At 61.9% G+C, this 16,713-nt stretch carries 18 protein-coding genes and 1 tRNA gene; 18 read left to right on the forward strand and 1 reads right to left on the reverse strand.

From position 1 onward, the window contains the following. Positions 1–30: 30 nt before the first annotated feature. A complete protein-coding gene (smpB, locus tag Atep_RS04650) occupies positions 31–510 on the reverse strand; it encodes an SsrA-binding protein SmpB (protein WP_176975476.1) in 480 nt (159 codons plus the stop codon). A 154-nt stretch (positions 511–664) separates the two neighbouring features. Here smpB and tpiA point away from each other — a divergent pair, with 154 nt between their 5' ends. The 18 genes from tpiA (at position 665) to Atep_RS04735 (ending at position 16,697) form a co-directional block, all read left to right on the forward strand. Continuing rightward, positions 665–1,426: a triose-phosphate isomerase gene (gene tpiA / locus Atep_RS04655; RefSeq protein WP_213380492.1), complete on the forward strand. Its 762-nt coding sequence runs from the start codon at positions 665–667 to the stop codon at positions 1,424–1,426. Between the two features lie 22 nt (positions 1,427–1,448). Then, entirely contained in the window at positions 1,449–1,916 is a 468-nt protein-coding gene (gene secG, locus Atep_RS04660) for a preprotein translocase subunit SecG (protein ID WP_213380493.1), read from the forward strand. A gap of 11 nt (positions 1,917–1,927) precedes the next feature. Beyond that, positions 1,928–2,012 (forward strand) — tRNA-Leu (locus Atep_RS04665). Positions 2,013–2,190: 178 nt separating this feature from the next. Continuing rightward, a complete protein-coding gene (locus tag Atep_RS04670) occupies positions 2,191–2,547 on the forward strand; it encodes an NADH-quinone oxidoreductase subunit A (protein WP_012971612.1) in 357 nt (118 codons plus the stop codon). Next, positions 2,538–3,014 carry a NuoB/complex I 20 kDa subunit family protein gene (locus Atep_RS04675; RefSeq protein ID WP_012971611.1) on the forward strand — a complete coding sequence of 159 codons (477 nt, stop codon included), beginning with the start codon at positions 2,538–2,540 and terminating at the stop codon, positions 3,012–3,014. Before Atep_RS04670 ends, Atep_RS04675 begins: the two co-directional genes overlap by 10 nt. A 15-nt stretch (positions 3,015–3,029) precedes the next feature. Then, positions 3,030–3,737, forward strand: a complete 708-nt coding sequence (locus Atep_RS04680) for an NADH-quinone oxidoreductase subunit C (RefSeq protein WP_213380494.1) — start codon at positions 3,030–3,032, stop codon at positions 3,735–3,737. Then, positions 3,730–4,986, forward strand: a complete 1,257-nt coding sequence (locus Atep_RS04685) for an NADH-quinone oxidoreductase subunit D (RefSeq protein WP_213380495.1) — start codon at positions 3,730–3,732, stop codon at positions 4,984–4,986. Before Atep_RS04680 ends, Atep_RS04685 begins: the two co-directional genes overlap by 8 nt. Next, positions 4,986–5,513: an NADH-quinone oxidoreductase subunit NuoE gene (gene nuoE, locus Atep_RS04690; protein ID WP_213380496.1), complete on the forward strand. Its 528-nt coding sequence runs from the start codon at positions 4,986–4,988 to the stop codon at positions 5,511–5,513. The genes Atep_RS04685 and nuoE overlap by 1 nt, the downstream gene beginning before the upstream one ends. A 6-nt stretch (positions 5,514–5,519) precedes the next feature. Then, the gene (nuoF, locus tag Atep_RS04695) at positions 5,520–6,803 is read left to right on the forward strand and encodes an NADH-quinone oxidoreductase subunit NuoF (RefSeq protein ID WP_213380497.1); all 1,284 of its coding nucleotides are present in this window, start codon (positions 5,520–5,522) and stop codon (positions 6,801–6,803) included. Between the two features lie 601 nt (positions 6,804–7,404). Beyond that, complete coding sequence (locus Atep_RS04700) at positions 7,405–7,623, forward strand: hypothetical protein (protein ID WP_213380498.1); 219 nt, start codon at positions 7,405–7,407, stop codon at positions 7,621–7,623. After that, on the forward strand, positions 7,620–7,901 hold the full coding sequence (locus Atep_RS17085) for a ParE family toxin-like protein (RefSeq protein WP_419467334.1): 282 nt from the start codon (positions 7,620–7,622) through the stop codon (positions 7,899–7,901). Before Atep_RS04700 ends, Atep_RS17085 begins: the two co-directional genes overlap by 4 nt. Positions 7,902–8,184: 283 nt before the next feature. Then, positions 8,185–10,584, forward strand: coding sequence for an NADH-quinone oxidoreductase subunit NuoG (gene nuoG, locus Atep_RS04705; protein ID WP_213380499.1), 2,400 nt, complete (start codon positions 8,185–8,187; stop codon positions 10,582–10,584). 7 nt (positions 10,585–10,591) lie between these two features. Further along, positions 10,592–11,626, forward strand: a complete 1,035-nt coding sequence (gene nuoH / locus Atep_RS04710; protein ID WP_213380500.1) for an NADH-quinone oxidoreductase subunit NuoH — start codon at positions 10,592–10,594, stop codon at positions 11,624–11,626. A 14-nt stretch (positions 11,627–11,640) separates the two neighbouring features. Next, positions 11,641–12,132, forward strand: coding sequence for an NADH-quinone oxidoreductase subunit NuoI (gene nuoI / locus Atep_RS04715; RefSeq protein WP_213380501.1), 492 nt, complete (start codon positions 11,641–11,643; stop codon positions 12,130–12,132). 15 nt (positions 12,133–12,147) lie between these two features. Then, entirely contained in the window at positions 12,148–12,786 is a 639-nt protein-coding gene (locus tag Atep_RS04720; RefSeq protein WP_213380502.1) for an NADH-quinone oxidoreductase subunit J, read from the forward strand. Then, positions 12,783–13,088 carry an NADH-quinone oxidoreductase subunit NuoK gene (gene nuoK / locus Atep_RS04725; RefSeq protein WP_012971602.1) on the forward strand — a complete coding sequence of 102 codons (306 nt, stop codon included), beginning with the start codon at positions 12,783–12,785 and terminating at the stop codon, positions 13,086–13,088. The genes Atep_RS04720 and nuoK overlap by 4 nt, the downstream gene beginning before the upstream one ends. A gap of 3 nt (positions 13,089–13,091) precedes the next feature. Continuing rightward, a complete protein-coding gene (gene nuoL / locus Atep_RS04730; RefSeq protein ID WP_213380503.1) occupies positions 13,092–15,098 on the forward strand; it encodes an NADH-quinone oxidoreductase subunit L in 2,007 nt (668 codons plus the stop codon). A gap of 24 nt (positions 15,099–15,122) precedes the next feature. Continuing rightward, the gene (locus Atep_RS04735; protein ID WP_213380504.1) at positions 15,123–16,697 is read left to right on the forward strand and encodes an NADH-quinone oxidoreductase subunit M; all 1,575 of its coding nucleotides are present in this window, start codon (positions 15,123–15,125) and stop codon (positions 16,695–16,697) included. The last annotated feature ends 16 nt before the right edge of the window (positions 16,698–16,713 follow it).

The raw sequence follows: 16,713 nt of genomic DNA on the forward strand, positions 1-16,713 counted from the left end.
CAGAGCAATAGAAAAAAGCAAGACCCGTAATCAGCCGGTCTTGAAGATCCGCTCCTTCTCGCGCTGCCAGTCGCGGTCGCGCTCGGTGGCGCGCTTGTCGTGCTGCTTCTTGCCCTTGGCCAGACCGATCTCGAGCTTGGCACGTCCGCGCTTCCAGTACATCGCCGTCGGGATCAGTGTGTAGCCGGCGCGCTCGGTCAACCCGATCAGCCGGTTGAGCTCCGAGCGCTTGAGCAGCAGCTTGCGGCTGCGGGTCGGGTCCGGGTGGATGTGCGTCGAAGCGGTCGCCAGCGCCGAGATGTGCGCACCGATGAGGAACGCCTCGGCGTGGAGGATCTTGACATAGCTCTCCTTGAGCTGCACGCGCCCGGCGCGCAGGCTCTTGACCTCCCAGCCTTCGAGCACGAGTCCGCACTCGAGACGCTGCTCGATGAAATAGTCGTGCCCGGCCTTCTTGTTGAGGGCGATGGTCGAGCTGCCGTCGGATGTTTTCTTGTTACCTTTTGCCATGCGTGCGAGTGTAGCCGAAAGCGCGTTCCGGATTAAGTCTCACGATTTTGCGTTCACAGGGGGCTTGCGGAACGCGCGAAAGTGTCTATAATTGTTTGCTCGCTTCGAGTGGCTAGTCTGAGTCTCTGAGCAACGAACATGGAGCCGTATCGCCATGCGCCAGCCCCTGATCGCCGGTAACTGGAAGATGAACGGCACCCGTGCCGGCGCCGAGTCGCTGATCCGGGGTGTCCTCGCAGGTTCGAGTGGGATAAGCAAGTCCGAAATCGCGGTCTGCGTACCCTTCGTCTTTCTGGAGCTTGGGCAGCGACTGCTGGCCGGCAGTGCGATCCGGCTCGGAGCGCAGAACGTCTGCACCGAGACGGGTGGTGCCTATACGGGCGAGATCTCGGCTGGGATGCTGAACGAGTTCGGATGCCGCTATGTGATCTGCGGACACTCCGAGCGTCGCGAATACTATGGCGAGACCGACGCCATCGTTGCCAGGAAGCTGGCGATGGTCACTTCAGCCGGCATGACGCCCATTCTCTGCGTTGGCGAGACACTCGAACAACGCGAGCAGGGCTTCATGGAGCCCGTGATTGCGGGACAGATCGACGCGATCATCGAAGCCAACGGCATCGAATCCTTCGGTCGGATCGAAATCGCGTATGAGCCGGTCTGGGCGATCGGGACCGGCAAGACGGCCACGCCCGAGCAGGCACAAGATGTCCATGCCTTCATTCGTCGCCGTATCGCCGCGCATGACGCCGCGATCGCCGAGAAGGTCCGGATTCTCTACGGCGGCAGCATGAAGCCGTCGAACGCCGCCGAGCTACTGGCGATGCCGGATATCGATGGCGGTTTGATCGGCGGCGCCTCGCTGGTGGCCGAGGATTTTCTGGCGATCTGCCAGGCTGGAGAGACGGCGGCTTGAGACGCCCATTGTTGAGTAACGCATGCAAACGATTCTGACGGTCCTCCAAGTCTTTCTGTCGCTGGGTCTGATTGGTCTGGTGCTGATCCAGCATGGCAAGGGCGCGGATGCCGGCGCGGCCTTCGGCAGTGGCGCCTCGGCGACGGTCTTCGGCGCCCAGGGGTCGGGTTCGTTTCTGACGCGGCTCACGGCGATCCTGGCGACGCTGTTCTTCCTGACGAGCATGGCCCTGGCCTATTATGCGACTCAGGCTAGTGGCCCGGCCGGTTTGATGGATAAAATGGGCGACGCGATCATCGTGCCGTCGTCCTCACCGGTCGAATCCGTGCCGCGCCCGACGAGTTCGGATGTGCCGGCGATTCCAGGTGCAGGTTCGATATCCGACGTGCCCATGAGCGCTGATGTTCCGGTCGCGCCCATTGAGAGCACTCCGAGCCGGGATGACTCGGTTGAAGTGGGTAATGATGGGCAGGACGCTGAAGAGCAATGATTTCAGTTTTAGCCGACGTGGTGAAATTGGTAGACACGCTATCTTGAGGGGGTAGTGGCGCAAGCCGTGCCAGTTCGAGTCTGGCCGTCGGCACCAACAATGAACGGCATATCGCCCACGCGGTATGCCGTTTTTCTTTGCGTCATAGATAATTATCTAATGCTTTGAAAAATCAAATAATTTGGATTGATGGCAGGGTTGACAGCGCGCCAAACCCTGCACTAGACTCCCGATTCCGCCGCGCATATTAGAAAAATGACAGAGAGGGGACAGCGTGCTCGACAACTATCTGCCGATCCTGATCTTCATCCTGGTCGGGATTCTGGTTGGCGTGGGACCGCTGGTCATGGGCTATCTGCTCGGGCCACGGCGTCCCGATAGCGAAAAGGATTCCCCCTACGAGTGCGGCTTCGAGGCGTTCGAGAGCGCCCGCATGAAATTCGACGTCCGGTACTATCTGGTCGCCATCCTGTTCATCATCTTCGATCTGGAGATCGCGTTCCTCTTCCCCTGGGCCGTTGCGCTCGGTGAGCTGGGCCTCTTCGCCTTCTGGGCCATGGTCGTGTTTCTCGGGATCCTGGTCGTTGGCTTCATCTATGAGTGGAAGAAGGGGGCCCTGGAATGGGAATAGAAGGCTTGCTTGAAGAGGGCGTCGTCACCACGACCGCCGACAAGCTGATCAACTGGGCGCGTACCGGCTCGCTCTGGCCCATGACCTTCGGGCTGGCCTGCTGCGCCATCGAGATGATGCACGCGGGTGCGGCACGCTACGACCTCGACCGCTTCGGCATCATCTTCCGCCCGAGTCCGCGTCAGTCCGATGTGATGATCGTGGCCGGAACCCTGGTCAACAAGATGGCGCCGGCGCTGCGCAAGGTCTACGACCAGATGGCCGAGCCGCGCTGGGTCATCTCCATGGGCTCCTGCGCCAATGGCGGCGGCTACTATCACTATTCCTATTCGGTGGTGCGCGGCTGCGACCGCATCGTGCCGGTCGACGTCTATGTCCCCGGTTGCCCGCCGACGGCGGAAGCGCTGCTCTACGGCATCCTGCAATTGCAGGAGAAGATCCGCCGCACCAATACCATCGCCCGCTGAGTCCTTTCGGAGATCATGGTGACACACATCCTGACCCGCACCGCCAGGGTGGACGCGCTCGCCGCGGCCATTCGCGCGCATTTCGCCGAGTCGGACTTCGAGCTGATCGACGCCTTCGACGAGCTGACCCTGGTCGTGCCCGCCGAGCGACTGCTCGACACGGCGCGGACCCTGCGCGATCACGACGACTTCCGCTTCGAGCAGTTGATCGATCTCTGCGGCGTCGACTATGCCGCCTATGGTCGCTCGGAGTGGGAGACCGACGAGGCGTCGACGACGGGCTTCGGGCGTGGCGTCGATCGCGATCTCCGGATCGAGACGGACGATCCCAAGCGTTTCGGCGTGGTGGTCCATCTGCTCTCGCTCGCCCACAACCATCGGTTGCGGCTGCGCGTGCATGTCGGTGCGGATGCGCCCATCGTCGATTCGCTGATCCCGGTCTGGGACGCGGCCAACTGGTTCGAGCGTGAAGCCTTCGATCTCTACGGTATCCTCTTCCGGGGGCATCCGGATCTGCGCCGTATCCTCACCGACTATGGGTTCGTCGGCCACCCGTTCCGCAAGGACTTCCCCGTCAGTGGTCAGGTCGAGATGCGTTACGACCCCGAGCTCAAGCGCGTCGTCTACGAGCCGGTCTCCATCGAGCCGCGCGTGCTGGTGCCGCGCGTGATCCGCGAGGACAGCCGTCACACAGGTTCCGGCGAGGAAGCCCGTCATGCCTGAGATCCGCAATTACACCCTGAACTTCGGCCCTCAGCATCCGTCGGCGCACGGCGTGCTGCGTCTGGTGCTGGAGATGGACGGCGAGGTCATCGAGCGCGCCGATCCGCATATCGGCCTCTTGCATCGCGGCACCGAGAAGCTGGCCGAATACAAGCCGTACAACCAGTCCATCGGCTACATGGATCGTCTGGACTATATATCCATGATGTGCAACGAGCACGGCTATGTGCGCGCGATCGAGAAGCTGCTCGGCGTCCAGGTGCCGGAGCGCGCGCAATACATCCGCACGATGTTCGACGAGATCACGCGCATCCTGAACCATTTGATGTGGCTCGCGGCTCATGCGCTCGACATCGGCGCCATGAGCGTCTTCCTCTACTGTTTCCGTGAGCGCGAGGATCTGCTCGACTGCTATGAGGCGGTCTCGGGGGCGCGGATGCACGCGACCTATTATCGTCCGGGCGGTGTGCATCGCGATCTGCCCGACACCATGCCGCGCTACGAGGGTCAGTCCAAGTGGCACAGTGCGCGCGAGATCGTCCAGCGCAACAGCGCCCGCGACGGCTCGCTGCTCGACTTCATCCAGGACTTCACAGACCGCTTCCCCGGTCATGTCGACGAGTACGAGACCCTGCTCACCGACAACCGTATCTGGAAACAGCGCACGGTCGATATCGGTGTGGTCTCGCCCGAGCGGGCGTTGCAACTCGGCTTCACCGGACCCATGTTGCGCGGCTCGGGCATCGAATGGGATCTGCGCAAGAAGCAGCCCTATGCCGCCTATCATCAGGTCGATTTCGATATTCCGGTCGGCGTGAACGGCGACTGCTACGACCGCTACCTGGTACGCATGGAAGAGATGCGCCAGTCCAACCGCATCATCCGTCAGTGCGTCGATTGGCTGCGCGCCAATCCGGGGCCGGTCTCGATCGACGACCACAAGGTCGTGCCGCCCAAGCGTGCCGAGGTCAAGGAGAGCATGGAAGCCTTGATCCATCACTTCAAACTCTTCACCGAGGGCTATTGTCCGCCGCCGGGCGAGGTCTATGCGGCGGTCGAGGCGCCCAAGGGCGAGTTCGGCTGCTACATCGTCTCGGATGGGGCCAACAAGCCCTATCGGTTGAAGGTGCGCGCGCCCGGTTTTCCGCATCTGGCCGCGCTGGATGAGATGTCCAGGGGCCACATGCTGGCCGACGTGGTGGCCATCATCGGCACACTGGATATCGTGTTCGGGGAGATCGACCGCTGATGAGCTTTCGCAACGCACCCCTGGCCGTCGTGCATGATGTCGACAAATCCGAGCTGTTCACGCCCGAGATCCGCGCGGCCATCGACGCGCACATCGCCAAGTATCCGCCCGAGTGGAAGCAGTCGGCGGTGATGCCGGCGCTGTCCATCGTCCAGGAGGCCAACGGCGGCTGGCTGACGACCGAACTGATGGACGACGTGGCGGCCTATCTCGATATGCCGGCGGTCTCGGTCTACGAGGTTGCGACCTTCTATGGCATGTACGATCTGGAGCCGCAGGGTCGGCACAAGGTCTGTGTCTGCAACAGCATCTCGTGCATGCTCAATGGGTCGGAGGAATTGATCGAGCATGTCGAGCACAAGTACGGCGTCAAGGTGGGCGGGACCACGGCCGATGGGCGGTTTACGCTCAAGGAGGTCGAGTGTCTGGGGGCCTGTCGCGATGCACCGGTGGTGCTGTTGGACAAGGTCTATCACGAGAAGCTGACGCCTGAGGCGCTCGATCAGCTGATCGACGGGTTGGAGTAAAGGGGCATGGTCGAACGTCAGAATACCGTTTGCTTCCGCAATCAGCATCTCGATTTGGCGATCCGGCACACGCTGGCGGCGTATCGCGATCTCGGCGGCTATGCGCAGTGGGAGCGGATTTTGCGTGAGCGTCCCGATCCGGCCGATCTGATCGAGGAAGTCAAGCGCTCGGCTCTGCGTGGGCGCGGCGGCGCGGGCTTTCCGACCGGGTTGAAGTGGAGCTTCATGCCGCGCACGGCACCGGGGCAGAAATATATCGTCTGCAATTCCGACGAGGGCGAGCCGGGCACCTGTAAGGATCGCGATATTCTGCGCTACAACCCGCATCAGTTGATCGAGGGGATGGCGATTGCGGGGTATTGCATCGGCGCGACCGTGGGTTACAACTATATTCGCGGAGAGTTCTACGAGCCGATCGCGCGGTTCGAGGAAGCCGTGCGCGAAGCCTATGCCGCCGGGTTGCTCGGGCGCGATATTCAGGGGTCGGGGGTGAACTTCGATCTCTATGCGCACCTGGGTGCGGGCGCCTATATCTGCGGCGAGGAGACGGCGCTGCTCGAATCCATCGAGGGCAAGAAGGGGCAGCCGCGTTATAAGCCGCCGTTTCCGGCTCAGGTCGGTCTCTATGGGCGGCCGACGACGATCAACAATACCGAGTCGCTGGCGTCGATTCCGGTGATCCTGGAGAAGGGCGGGCAGTGGTTCCTGGAGCAGGGGCGGCCGAACAATGGCGGGCCGAAGCTGTTCTCGGTGTCGGGGCATGTGAATGCGCCGAACAATTTCGAGGTGCCGCTGGGGACGCCGTTCCGGGCGTTGCTGGAGATGGCGGGCGGCGTCAAGGATGGGCGTAAGTTGAAGGCGGTGATTCCAGGCGGTTCCTCGGTGCCTGTGGTGCCGGGCGAGATCATGATGGACGTCGATATGGATTACGACTCGATTGCCAAGGCCGGCTCCATGCTCGGCTCGGGCGCGGTCATCGTGATCGCCGAGGGAACCTGCATGGTCAAGGTGCTCTACAACCTGTCGCACTTCTACATGCATGAGTCCTGCGGTCAATGCACGCCCTGCCGCGAGGGTACCGGCTGGCTGGCGCGGGTCATCAAGCGCATCCTCGACGGCCGGGGGCGTCCCGAGGACTTGGAGCTACTTGATAGCGTCGCCGGACGCATCGGCGGCAAGACCATCTGCGCCCTGGGCGATGCGGCGGCGATGCCGGTGCAGAGTTTCCTCCAGCATTATCGGCATGAGTTTGCGTACATGATCGAGCATGGGCGGAGTCTTGCAGCTTGATGCAAGCTTGAGCCACCTAGGCAGGGTATCTTTTCTGACAAGATGGACTAAGAAGCTGAGTTCGTCTTCAACTTATGAAAAAGCGCAAGCTTCTCCTGAAACTGCTATCCGGTTCCAAGAATATCCGGTTTTCGGAAGCAGTAGTAATAGCTGAAGCTTTCGGCTTCCGATTGGACAGAGTAAATTGAAGTCATCATATTTTCGTTCATCCGAAGATTCCGGAATTGTTGAATCTGCAAGATTTGCAGGGCAAGGCGAAGCCCTATCAAGTCAAGCAATTACTCCAAATTGGCAGAAATTCACAATCTTCAACTGGAAGACGAATCATGAAAGATTATCACATCAACATCTTTATATAGTGATGAAGATGATGGCTACATTGCTGACATTCCGGATTTGAAAGCCTGTTCTGCATTCGGCGAAACGCCGAACGAAGCGTTGACGGAAGTTCTGAAAGCCAAGGAAAGCTGGTTGGCCTCCGCGGAGACGCACAGCAAGCCAATTCCGCCACCAGAATACCGTCCGGTCATCTGATGCGATTTCTCTGTTTTTATATCAAAGCCATAGCTTTTAAAAAGCTGAGTATAAAAGATTAAGTGCCATGACTAGTCTGCTTGAAAAAGCTTTTGATCTTGCTTCAAAGCTTTCCGCTTTAGAGCAAAATATTCTTGCTAGAATACTTCTTGATGAGATTGAGTCAGAAAAAAAATGGGATGAGCTTTTTGCTGAATCGGAAGACTTTTTAGCTCAGATGGCTGTCGAGGCTCTGCGGGAAGAAGCGCAAGGCATGACAACAGAGCTAGACTTTAATAAACTGTGATATCAAAAGCCACCGAAAAATTCTGGAAATGCTTTCGGGTATTGCCGCGCGATATTCAACACAAGGCTAAAGATGCCTATGCCTTATTTCGTGAAGATCCGTGGTATCCAAGTTTGAACTTCAAAAGAGTTCATTCGAGTCTTCCAGTTTACTCCGTGCGCATTACGAAAGATTACAGAGCAGTCGGAATTTTGAGCGGTGAAAAAATCGTGTGGTTTTGGGTGGGAACTCATGCCCAATATGACGGCTTGCTGAGACAGTTGAAAACCGCAAGCTAACTAAGCAGCGGGCATCCGTCATTGTTTCGATCGCCGCATTTCTAGCTCTTAGCTCTAGCGTCGCTTTGCCAAACGAACCGTTGCTGGTCACAGCCGATGCTTCCACGCTGGAGTATGGGAATGAGCAGAAAAATATTAAAGCGTGTCGCACCGCAATAGCGGCATCATCGCTAAAGGCTCCAGTCGGGAGCAGAGCCTACAGGCCCTGCCGGTGAAAAGCCGGTGCCCATTCAAAAATTCCGCCCCTAAGATATAGGGCCGGCTTTCAACCGGAAAGGTTTTGATGACGGACAAGATCAACATCGAGATCGATGGCCGCGTCTGCGAGGCGGCGCCGGGCGAGATGATCATCGCGGTCGCCGATCGCGAGGGCATTTCGATCCCCAGGTTCTGCTATCACAAAAAGCTGTCCATCGCGGCGAACTGCCGGATGTGCCTGGTCGAGGCCGAGCAGGGGGGGCGCCCCTTCCCCAAGCCGGTGCCGGCCTGCGCGACCCCGGTCGGGGAGGGCCTGAAGGTCCGGACCCGCTCGCCCAAGGCGATCGAGGCCCAGCGCGCCACCATGGAGTTCCTGCTCATCAACCATCCGCTCGACTGCCCGATCTGCGATCAGGGCGGCGAGTGCGAGTTGCAGGACGTGGCCATGGGCTATGGCGGCGATGTCTCGCGCTTCAGCGAACGCAAGCGCGTGGTGCTGGACGAGGATCTCGGTCCGCTGATCGCCACCGACATGACGCGCTGCATCCATTGCACCCGCTGCGTGCGTTTCTTCGCCGAGATCGCCGGTGTGCGCGAGCTGGGCGCGACCGGACGCGGCGAGGACATGCGCATCGGCACCTATATCGCCCACGCGGTCACGCACGAGCTGGCGGGCAACGTCATCGATCTCTGTCCGGTCGGGGCGCTGACCTCCAAGCCCTATCGCTTCACCGCGCGGCCCTGGGAGCTGACCGGACGTGCCGGCATCGCGCCGCACGACGGACTCGGCTCCAACCTGCGGCTGCATGTGCGGCGCGGTCAGGTGATGCGCGTGCATCCCAACGACAACGAGGCGGTCAACGAGATCTGGATCTCGGATCGCGACCGCTTCAGCTATGCCGGTCTCAATGGCGCGGATCGTCTGAAAGCACCGATGGTCAAGCGCGACGGTGAGTGGCATCAGGTCGAGTGGACCGAAGCCCTGACCCATGTCGCCGAGCGGCTCAAGGCGGCGGACAGCGCCGACCTGGGCTGGCTGATGGCGCCCAATGCGACGCTGGAAGAACTCTATCTGGCGGCGCGGATCGCGCGCGGTCTGGGTTGCGACAACATCGACCACCGTCTGCGCCGGCAGGATTTCCGCGCCGATGCCGCCGATCCGCTGTTCCCCTGGCTGGGGCTGCCGGTCGCCGAACTGCCGCGACAGAAGGCGATCCTGCTGATCGGCTCGCACATCCGCCAGGAACAGCCGCTGCTCGCACACCGCATTCGTCAGGCCGCGCTGGATGGGGCCGAGGTGCTGTGCGTCAATCCGCTGGAGCTGGAACTCAACCATCGCTCGACCCAGATCCTCAGCGCACCGGCGCGGATGGTTGCGGATCTCGCCGCCATCGCCAAGGCACTCGACGCGCGCGGCTCGGGCGTGCCGGCTGACCTGATCGGCGCGAGCGAACCGACCGACGCGCATGAAGCCTTCGCCCAGGCACTGAAACAGGCGGACGGGCAGGGCGTAGTACTGCTCGGCGCGCTGGCCGAAGCCCATCCCGATTACAGTTTGCTCAAGGCGCTGGCGGGCGTGATCGCTGAAGCGGCCGGTGTGCGCGTCGGCTATCTGCCGGCCGCCGCCAACAGCATCGGCGCGCATCTGGCCGGCGCCCATCCGGCGATCCTGCCCGGTGCGCATCCGGCCGAGACGCCCGGACTGGCCGTCGGCGCCATGCTCGACAAGCCGCTCGCTACCCTGGTGCTCTGGGGCCTGGAGCCGGATCGCGATCTGATCGACCCGGCCCGCGCCATGGCCGCCTGCGAACAGGCAAAGTTCGTCGTCGCCGGCTCGGCCTTCGATGCACCGTCACTGCGCGCGGCCGCCGACGTGCTGCTGCCGATCGGTGCCTTTGCCGAGACCTCCGGCACCTTCGTCAACGCGAGCGGCACCTGGCAGTCGTTCCAGGGCGCCGTGGCCCCGCCGGGCGAGGCGCGTCCGGGCTGGAAGGTGCTGCGTGTCCTGGGCAACCTGCTGGATCTGTCCGGCTTCGAGTATCGCGACACAACCGAGATCCGCGAGGAACTGGCCGCGCTCTGCGCCGAGGCCACGCCCGACAACACCCCGCGCGCGACCCAGGCCGTCGCCGGCCCGACGCTCACCGCCGAGTCGGGCTTGACGCGCGTCGGCGCCGTGCCCTGCTACTCGCTCGACCCGCTGGTGCGTCGCGCCCCGGCACTCGCCCGGATGCCCGGCGCCGAGTTCGCCGTCCGGCTGCATCCGGATCAGGCGGCCGAACTGGGTCTGGCCGCCGGCGACTGTGTGCGCATCACCCAGGGCGAGACCCAGGCCGAGACCCATCTGTTCCTGGATGCCCGAGTCGCGGTCGGCGCGGCGCTCATTCCCGCCGCCGTCCCCGGCAGCGAAGGGCTGGGAGCCATGATGGGTCCGGTCGGACTCGAACGTCTCAGCGGCCGCTCGGCCCACGGCGAGAGAGGATGAGGCAGTCATGATCGAACTATGGAACAGCCTGCCGGTCTTGATCCAAATCCTGCTCAAGATCGCCGCCATCATCCTGCCGCTGCTCGGACTGGTGGCCTACTACACCTATGCCGAGCGCAAGGTCATCGGCTACATGCAGGTACGCATCGGACCCAACCGGGTCGGCTGGCGGGGACTCCTCCAGCCGATCGCCGACGCGGTCAAGCTGCTGATGAAGGAGATCGTCATCCCCACCAGGGCGGACAAGACGCTCTTCCTGCTCGCGCCCATGATCGCCATCGCCCCGGCGCTCGCGGTCTGGGCGGTCTTCCCCTTCGACGAGGGATTGGTGCTGGCCGACATCAATGCCGGACTGCTCTACATCCTGGCGCTCAGCTCGCTCGGGGTCTACGGCATCATCATCGCCGGCTGGGCCTCGAACTCGAAATACGCCCTGCTCGGTGCCATGCGCTCGGCGGCGCAGATGGTCGCCTATGAGATCGCGATGGGCTTCGCGCTGGTCGGGGTGCTGGTCGCGGCCGGAAGCCTCAATCTGGGCGACATCGTCGCGGCCCAGGAAGGGAGCCTCTTCACCTGGTTCTGGCTGCCGCTGCTGCCGCTGTTCGGCGTCTATCTGATCTCGGGCGTCGCCGAGACCAACCGCGCCCCCTTCGACGTCGCCGAGGGCGAGTCCGAGATCGTCGCCGGTTTCCATGTCGAGTATTCGGGCATGGCGTTCGCGGTCTTCTTCCTCGCCGAATATGCCAACATGGTGCTGATCTCGGCCCTGACTGCGCTCATGTTCCTGGGCGGCTGGCTCTCGCCGCTGCCGGCGGACTGGAGCGAAGCCAACCGGCTCCTGGGCGACGGCTTCCACTGGCTGTTGCTCAAGACCTTCGCCTTCATGTTCCTGTTCCTGTGGCTGCGGGCGACCTTCCCGCGCTACCGCTACGACCAGATCATGCGCCTGGGCTGGAAGGTCTTCATTCCGATCACGATCGTCTGGATCCTGGTCGTGGCGCTCGCGGTGGTCTATCGACTGCCGCCCTGGTGGTCGGCGTGATCTGGAGACCTGAGATGTTGCAAACCGCCCGCGACTATCTGCGCAGTCTGACCCTGTCCGAGCTCTTCAAGGGGCTGTCGGTGACGGGCCGGTACTTCTTCAAGCGCAAGTTCACCGTCCAGTATCCGGAAGAAAAGGCGCCGATCTCGCCACGCTTCCGCGGACTCCATGCCCTGCGCCGCTATCCCAACGGAGAGGAACGCTGCATCGCCTGCAAGCTGTGCGAGGCGGTCTGTCCGGCGCTGGCCATCACCATCGAATGCGAACCGCGCGAAGACGGCTCGCGCCGCACCACGCGCTACGACATCGATCTGTTCAAGTGCATCTACTGCGGCTTCTGCGAGGAGTCCTGTCCGGTCGATTCGATCGTGGAGACCGGCATCTATGAATACCACTTCGAGACGCGCGGCGAGCACATCCTGACCAAGGACAAGCTGCTCGAAATCGGCGACAAATACGAAGCCGAGATCGCCGCCGCACGCGCGGCCGACGCGCCCTATCGTTGAGCGGGACGACACCTCATGGCTGAAAAATTGATCTTCTATGTCTTGGCGGTCATCACGCTCTGGGCGTCGGTGATGGTCATCACCCGCAAGAACCCGGTGCATTCGGTGCTGTTCCTGGTGCTGGCCTTCGTCACCAGTGCCGGACTCTGGGTGCTGCTGGAGGCCGAATTCCTCGGCATCGTGCTGATCCTGGTCTATGTCGGCGCGGTGATGGTGCTGTTCCTGTTCGTCGTCATGATGCTCGACATCGATCTGGCGACCATCCGTGCCGGCTTCGTGCAGAATCTACCGCTGGCGGGGCTGATCGCGGCGATCATGGCGGTCGAGATCCTACTCATCGTCGGGCCGGGCAACTTCGGCCTAGACGCCTTCCCCAAGCCCGAGCCGCTGGGGGCCGAAGTCAGCAATACCCGTGAACTGGGCCTGCTGCTCTATTCGGTCTACATCTATCCGGTCGAGATCGCCGCCTTGATCCTGCTGCTGGCCATCGTCGCCGCCATCCGGCTCACGCTGCGCCGGCGTCCCGACAACAAATACGTCGATCCGGCCAGACAGGTACGGGTGCGCAAGGGACCGGATCGGGTGCGGCTGGTCAAGATGGCCGCCGAGGACGTGGTCCCGGTCGCTACCGCCGAGAAGGGAGAGAGCCAATGATCGCGCTGTCGGACTATCTGATCCTGGGCGGGTTGCTGTTCGCCATCGCCGTGGCCGGGATCTTCCTCAACCGCAAGAACCTGATCCTGCTGTTGATGTGCGTCGAACTGATGCTGCTCGCGGTGAACATGAACTTCGTCGCCTTCTCGCACTTCCTGGGCGACATGACGGGGCAGGTCTTCGTCTTCTTCATCCTCACCGTGGCGGCGGCTGAAGCGGCCATCGGGTTGGCCATCCTGGTGGTGCTGTTCCGCAACCGCCGCACCATCAACGTCGAGGATCTCGACGCGCTCAAGGGTTAAACGATGGAAAACGTCTATCTGACCATTGTGCTCGCGCCGCTGCTCGGCGCCATCGTCGCCGGCTTCTTCGGCGGGCGGATCGGACGCCGGGGCGCACATCGCGCCACCATCGCGGGCGTGGCCGTCTCAGCCGTGCTGTCGCTGTGGGTGCTGGCGCGCTTCATCTGGGGTGAGGCGACGGTCTTCAACGGCCCGGTCTACACCTGGCTGGTCTCGGACGGGATGCATTTCGAGGTCGGCTTCCTGGTCGACAAGCTGACGGCGGTGATGATGGCCACCGTCACCTTCGTCTCGCTCATGGTGCATCTCTACACCATCGGCTACATGGCCGACGACGAGCACAACTGGCCGCACGGGGCGCTGTCGGGCAAGAACAGCTATCAGCGCTTCTTCAGCTATATCTCGCTGTTCACCTTCTCGATGCTGATGCTGGTGATGTCGAACAACTTCATGCAGTTGTTCTTCGGCTGGGAGGCGGTGGGTCTGGTGTCCTATCTGCTGATCGGCTTCTGGTCGACGCGCGAGAGTGCGGTGTTCGCCAACCTCAAGGCGTTCCTGGTCAACCGCGTGGGTGACTTCGGGTTCATTCTCGGCATTGCGGCGATCGGCATGTATTTCGGCTCGATGGACTATGCCGAAGTCTTCGCCCAGGCGCCCGCGCACGCCGACACCCAGGTCGCGCTCTTCGGCGGGGTATCGCTGATGACGCTGATCGGCATCCTGCTCTTCATCGGCGCCATGGGTAAGTCGGCGCAGGTGCCGCTGCACGTCTGGCTGCCGGATTCGATGGAGGGTCCGACCCCGATCTCGGCCCTGATCCATGCCGCGACCATGGTCACGGCGGGCGTGTTCATGGTGGCGCGGATGTCGCCGCTCTATGAACTGTCGGAGACGGCGCTGAGCTTCATCCTGATCGTCGGCGCGAGCACGGCGTTCTTCATGGGCCTGATCGGTCTGGTGCAGAACGACATCAAGCGCGTGGTCGCCTATTCGACCCTGTCGCAGCTCGGCTACATGGTGACGGCGCTCGGCGCTTCGGCCTATGCGGCGGGCATCTTCCATCTGATGACCCATGCCTTCTTCAAGGCGCTGCTGTTCCTGGCCGCCGGTTCGGTCATCATCGCCCTGCATCACAAGCAGGACATCAGCCACATGGGCGGTCTGCGCAAGTACATGCCGATTACCTGGCTGACCGCCCTGATCGGCTCGCTGGCGCTGATCGGCTTTCCCGGTTTCTCCGGCTTCTTCTCCAAGGACGCCATCATCGAAGCGGTGGGGCATTCCGAACTCTTCGGCGCGGGCTATGCGTCGCTGCTGCTGACGGCGGGCGTCTTCGTCACGGCGCTCTACAGTTTCCGCATGTATTTCCTGGTCTTCCATGGCCGCGAGCGCATGGACGAGCACACCCGGCATCATCTGCACGAGTCGCCCTGGGTGGTGACGGTGCCGCTGGTGCTGCTGGCGATTCCGTCGGTGTTCATCGGCTGGTTTGCCGTCGAGCCGATGCTGATCGGCGACTGGTGGACGACCGGCGACTGGAGTCCGATCGTCGTCGCCGCGTCGCATGACACGCTCCAGCCGTTGCGCGAGCACTGGCACGGTCAGGCGGCCTTCGTCGAGCATGGGACGCACGCCTTGCCCTTCTATCTGGCGATGGCGGGTCTGGCGCTGGCGGCGCTCATCTGGTGGGTGCTGCACGCCTGGAATCCGCGCATCGACGAGCTGCTCCAGGTGTTCGGCGGGCCGGTGACGCGCGTGCTCCAGGACAAGTACGGTTTCGACGACTTCAACCAGCGTTTCTTTGCAGGCGGCAGTCGCGATCTGGGGCGCAAGCTCTGGATCACGGGCGACCGTACCGTCATCGATGGTGCGATGGTCAACGGCTCGGCGCGTACCGTCGGGCGGCTGGCGCTGCACTTCCGACATCTCCAGACCGGATATCTCTACCACTACGCCATTGCGATGATCGTCGGGCTGGTCGGCCTGCTGACGGTCTTCGTGACGCTCTGACGCCGATAAGGGAGAAGACTTGGCATGAACGCTTTACCCTTACTCACGCTGACCATCTGGCTGCCGATCATCGGCGGGTTGGTGGTGCTGGCGAGCGGCGATCAGGAAAAGACGCTGTCGAAATGGACGGCGCTGGCCTTCGCGGTGCTGACCTTTGTGGTCAGTCTGGGGCTATGGATCGGCTTCGACCCGACCACCGCCGAGATGCAGTTCGTCGAACGCGCGCCCTGGATTCCGAGCTTCAACGTCGAATACTTCCTCGGCGTCGATGGGCTGTCGATGCCGCTGATCGTGCTGACGACCTTTATCTCGATCTTCGTCATCATCGCCGGCTGGGAGGTCATCCGTTACAAGCCGAGCCAGTACATGGCGGCGTTTCTGATGATGGAAGGCATCATGGTCGGCGTGTTCTCGGCGCTCGACGCGGTGCTGTTCTATGTGTTCTGGGAGGCGATGCTGATTCCGATGTTCATCATCATCGGGGTCTGGGGCGGGCCGAACCGGGTCTATGCGACCATCAAGTTCTTTATTTATACCTTCCTCGGATCGGTGTTCATGCTGGTCGCGCTGATCTATATGTACTTCCAGTCGGGCAGTTTCAGCATTCTGGATTTCCATGCGCTCGAACTGGGGATGACGGCGCAGACGCTGATCTTCATCGCGTTTTTCCTGGCGTTTGCGGTCAAGGTGCCGATGTTTCCGGTGCATACCTGGTTGCCGGATGCGCACGTCGAGGCGCCGACCGGCGGTTCGGTGATTCTGGCGGCGATCATGCTCAAAATCGGCGGGTATGGTTTTCTGCGGTTCTCGCTGCCGATCACGCCGGATGCGAGCGCGGATCTGGCTTGGGTCATTATTGCGCTGTCGTTGATCGCGATCGTTTATATCGGTTTCGTGGCGCTGGTGCAGCAGGATATGAAGAAGCTGATCGCTTATTCGTCGATTGCGCACATGGGTTTTGTGACGCTGGGCTTTTTTATCGTCTTTAGTCTGACGCTCAATCCGAGCGTGACGGGTGGGGCGGTGATGGGCATCGAGGGCGGCATGGTGCAGATGATCTCGCATGGGTTCATCTCGGGGGCGCTCTTCCTGTGTGTCGGGGTGCTCTATGATCGGGTTCATTCGCGTGAAATCGCCGATTATGGCGGTGTCATCAATACGATGCCCTGGTTTGGGGCGTTCATGGTCTATTTCGCGATGGCCAATGCCGGATTGCCGGGGACGTCGGGATTCGTCGGCGAGTTCATGGTGATTCTGGCGACCTTCAAGGCGAGTTTCTGGTGGGCGCTGCTGGCGGCGACGACGTTGATTCTGGCGGCGGCCTTTACGCTGTGGATGGTCAAGCGGGTCGTCTTCGGCGAGGTCAAGAACGAGAAGGTCGCGGCTTTGGCCGATTTGGATTTGCGGGAGCGGATCAATCTGGGGGCGCTGGCGGCGGTGGTGCTGCTGTTTGGGCTGTGGCCCGCGCCGCTGGTCAACGTCATGCATGTGACGGTTGAGAACTTGGTCGAGCAAGTCGGGGTCTGCAAGCTGCCTGAGGCGGAGCGTGGGGAGTGTGTCCTAGCCCAGCCCGAGACCGTCGCCAGCGTTGCGCGCTGATCCATCCTGAATAACC

Origin of the sequence: Allochromatium tepidum (assembly GCF_018409545.1) — a bacterium.
In the GTDB taxonomy this organism is placed as follows: domain Bacteria; phylum Pseudomonadota; class Gammaproteobacteria; order Chromatiales; family Chromatiaceae; genus Thermochromatium; species Thermochromatium tepidum_A.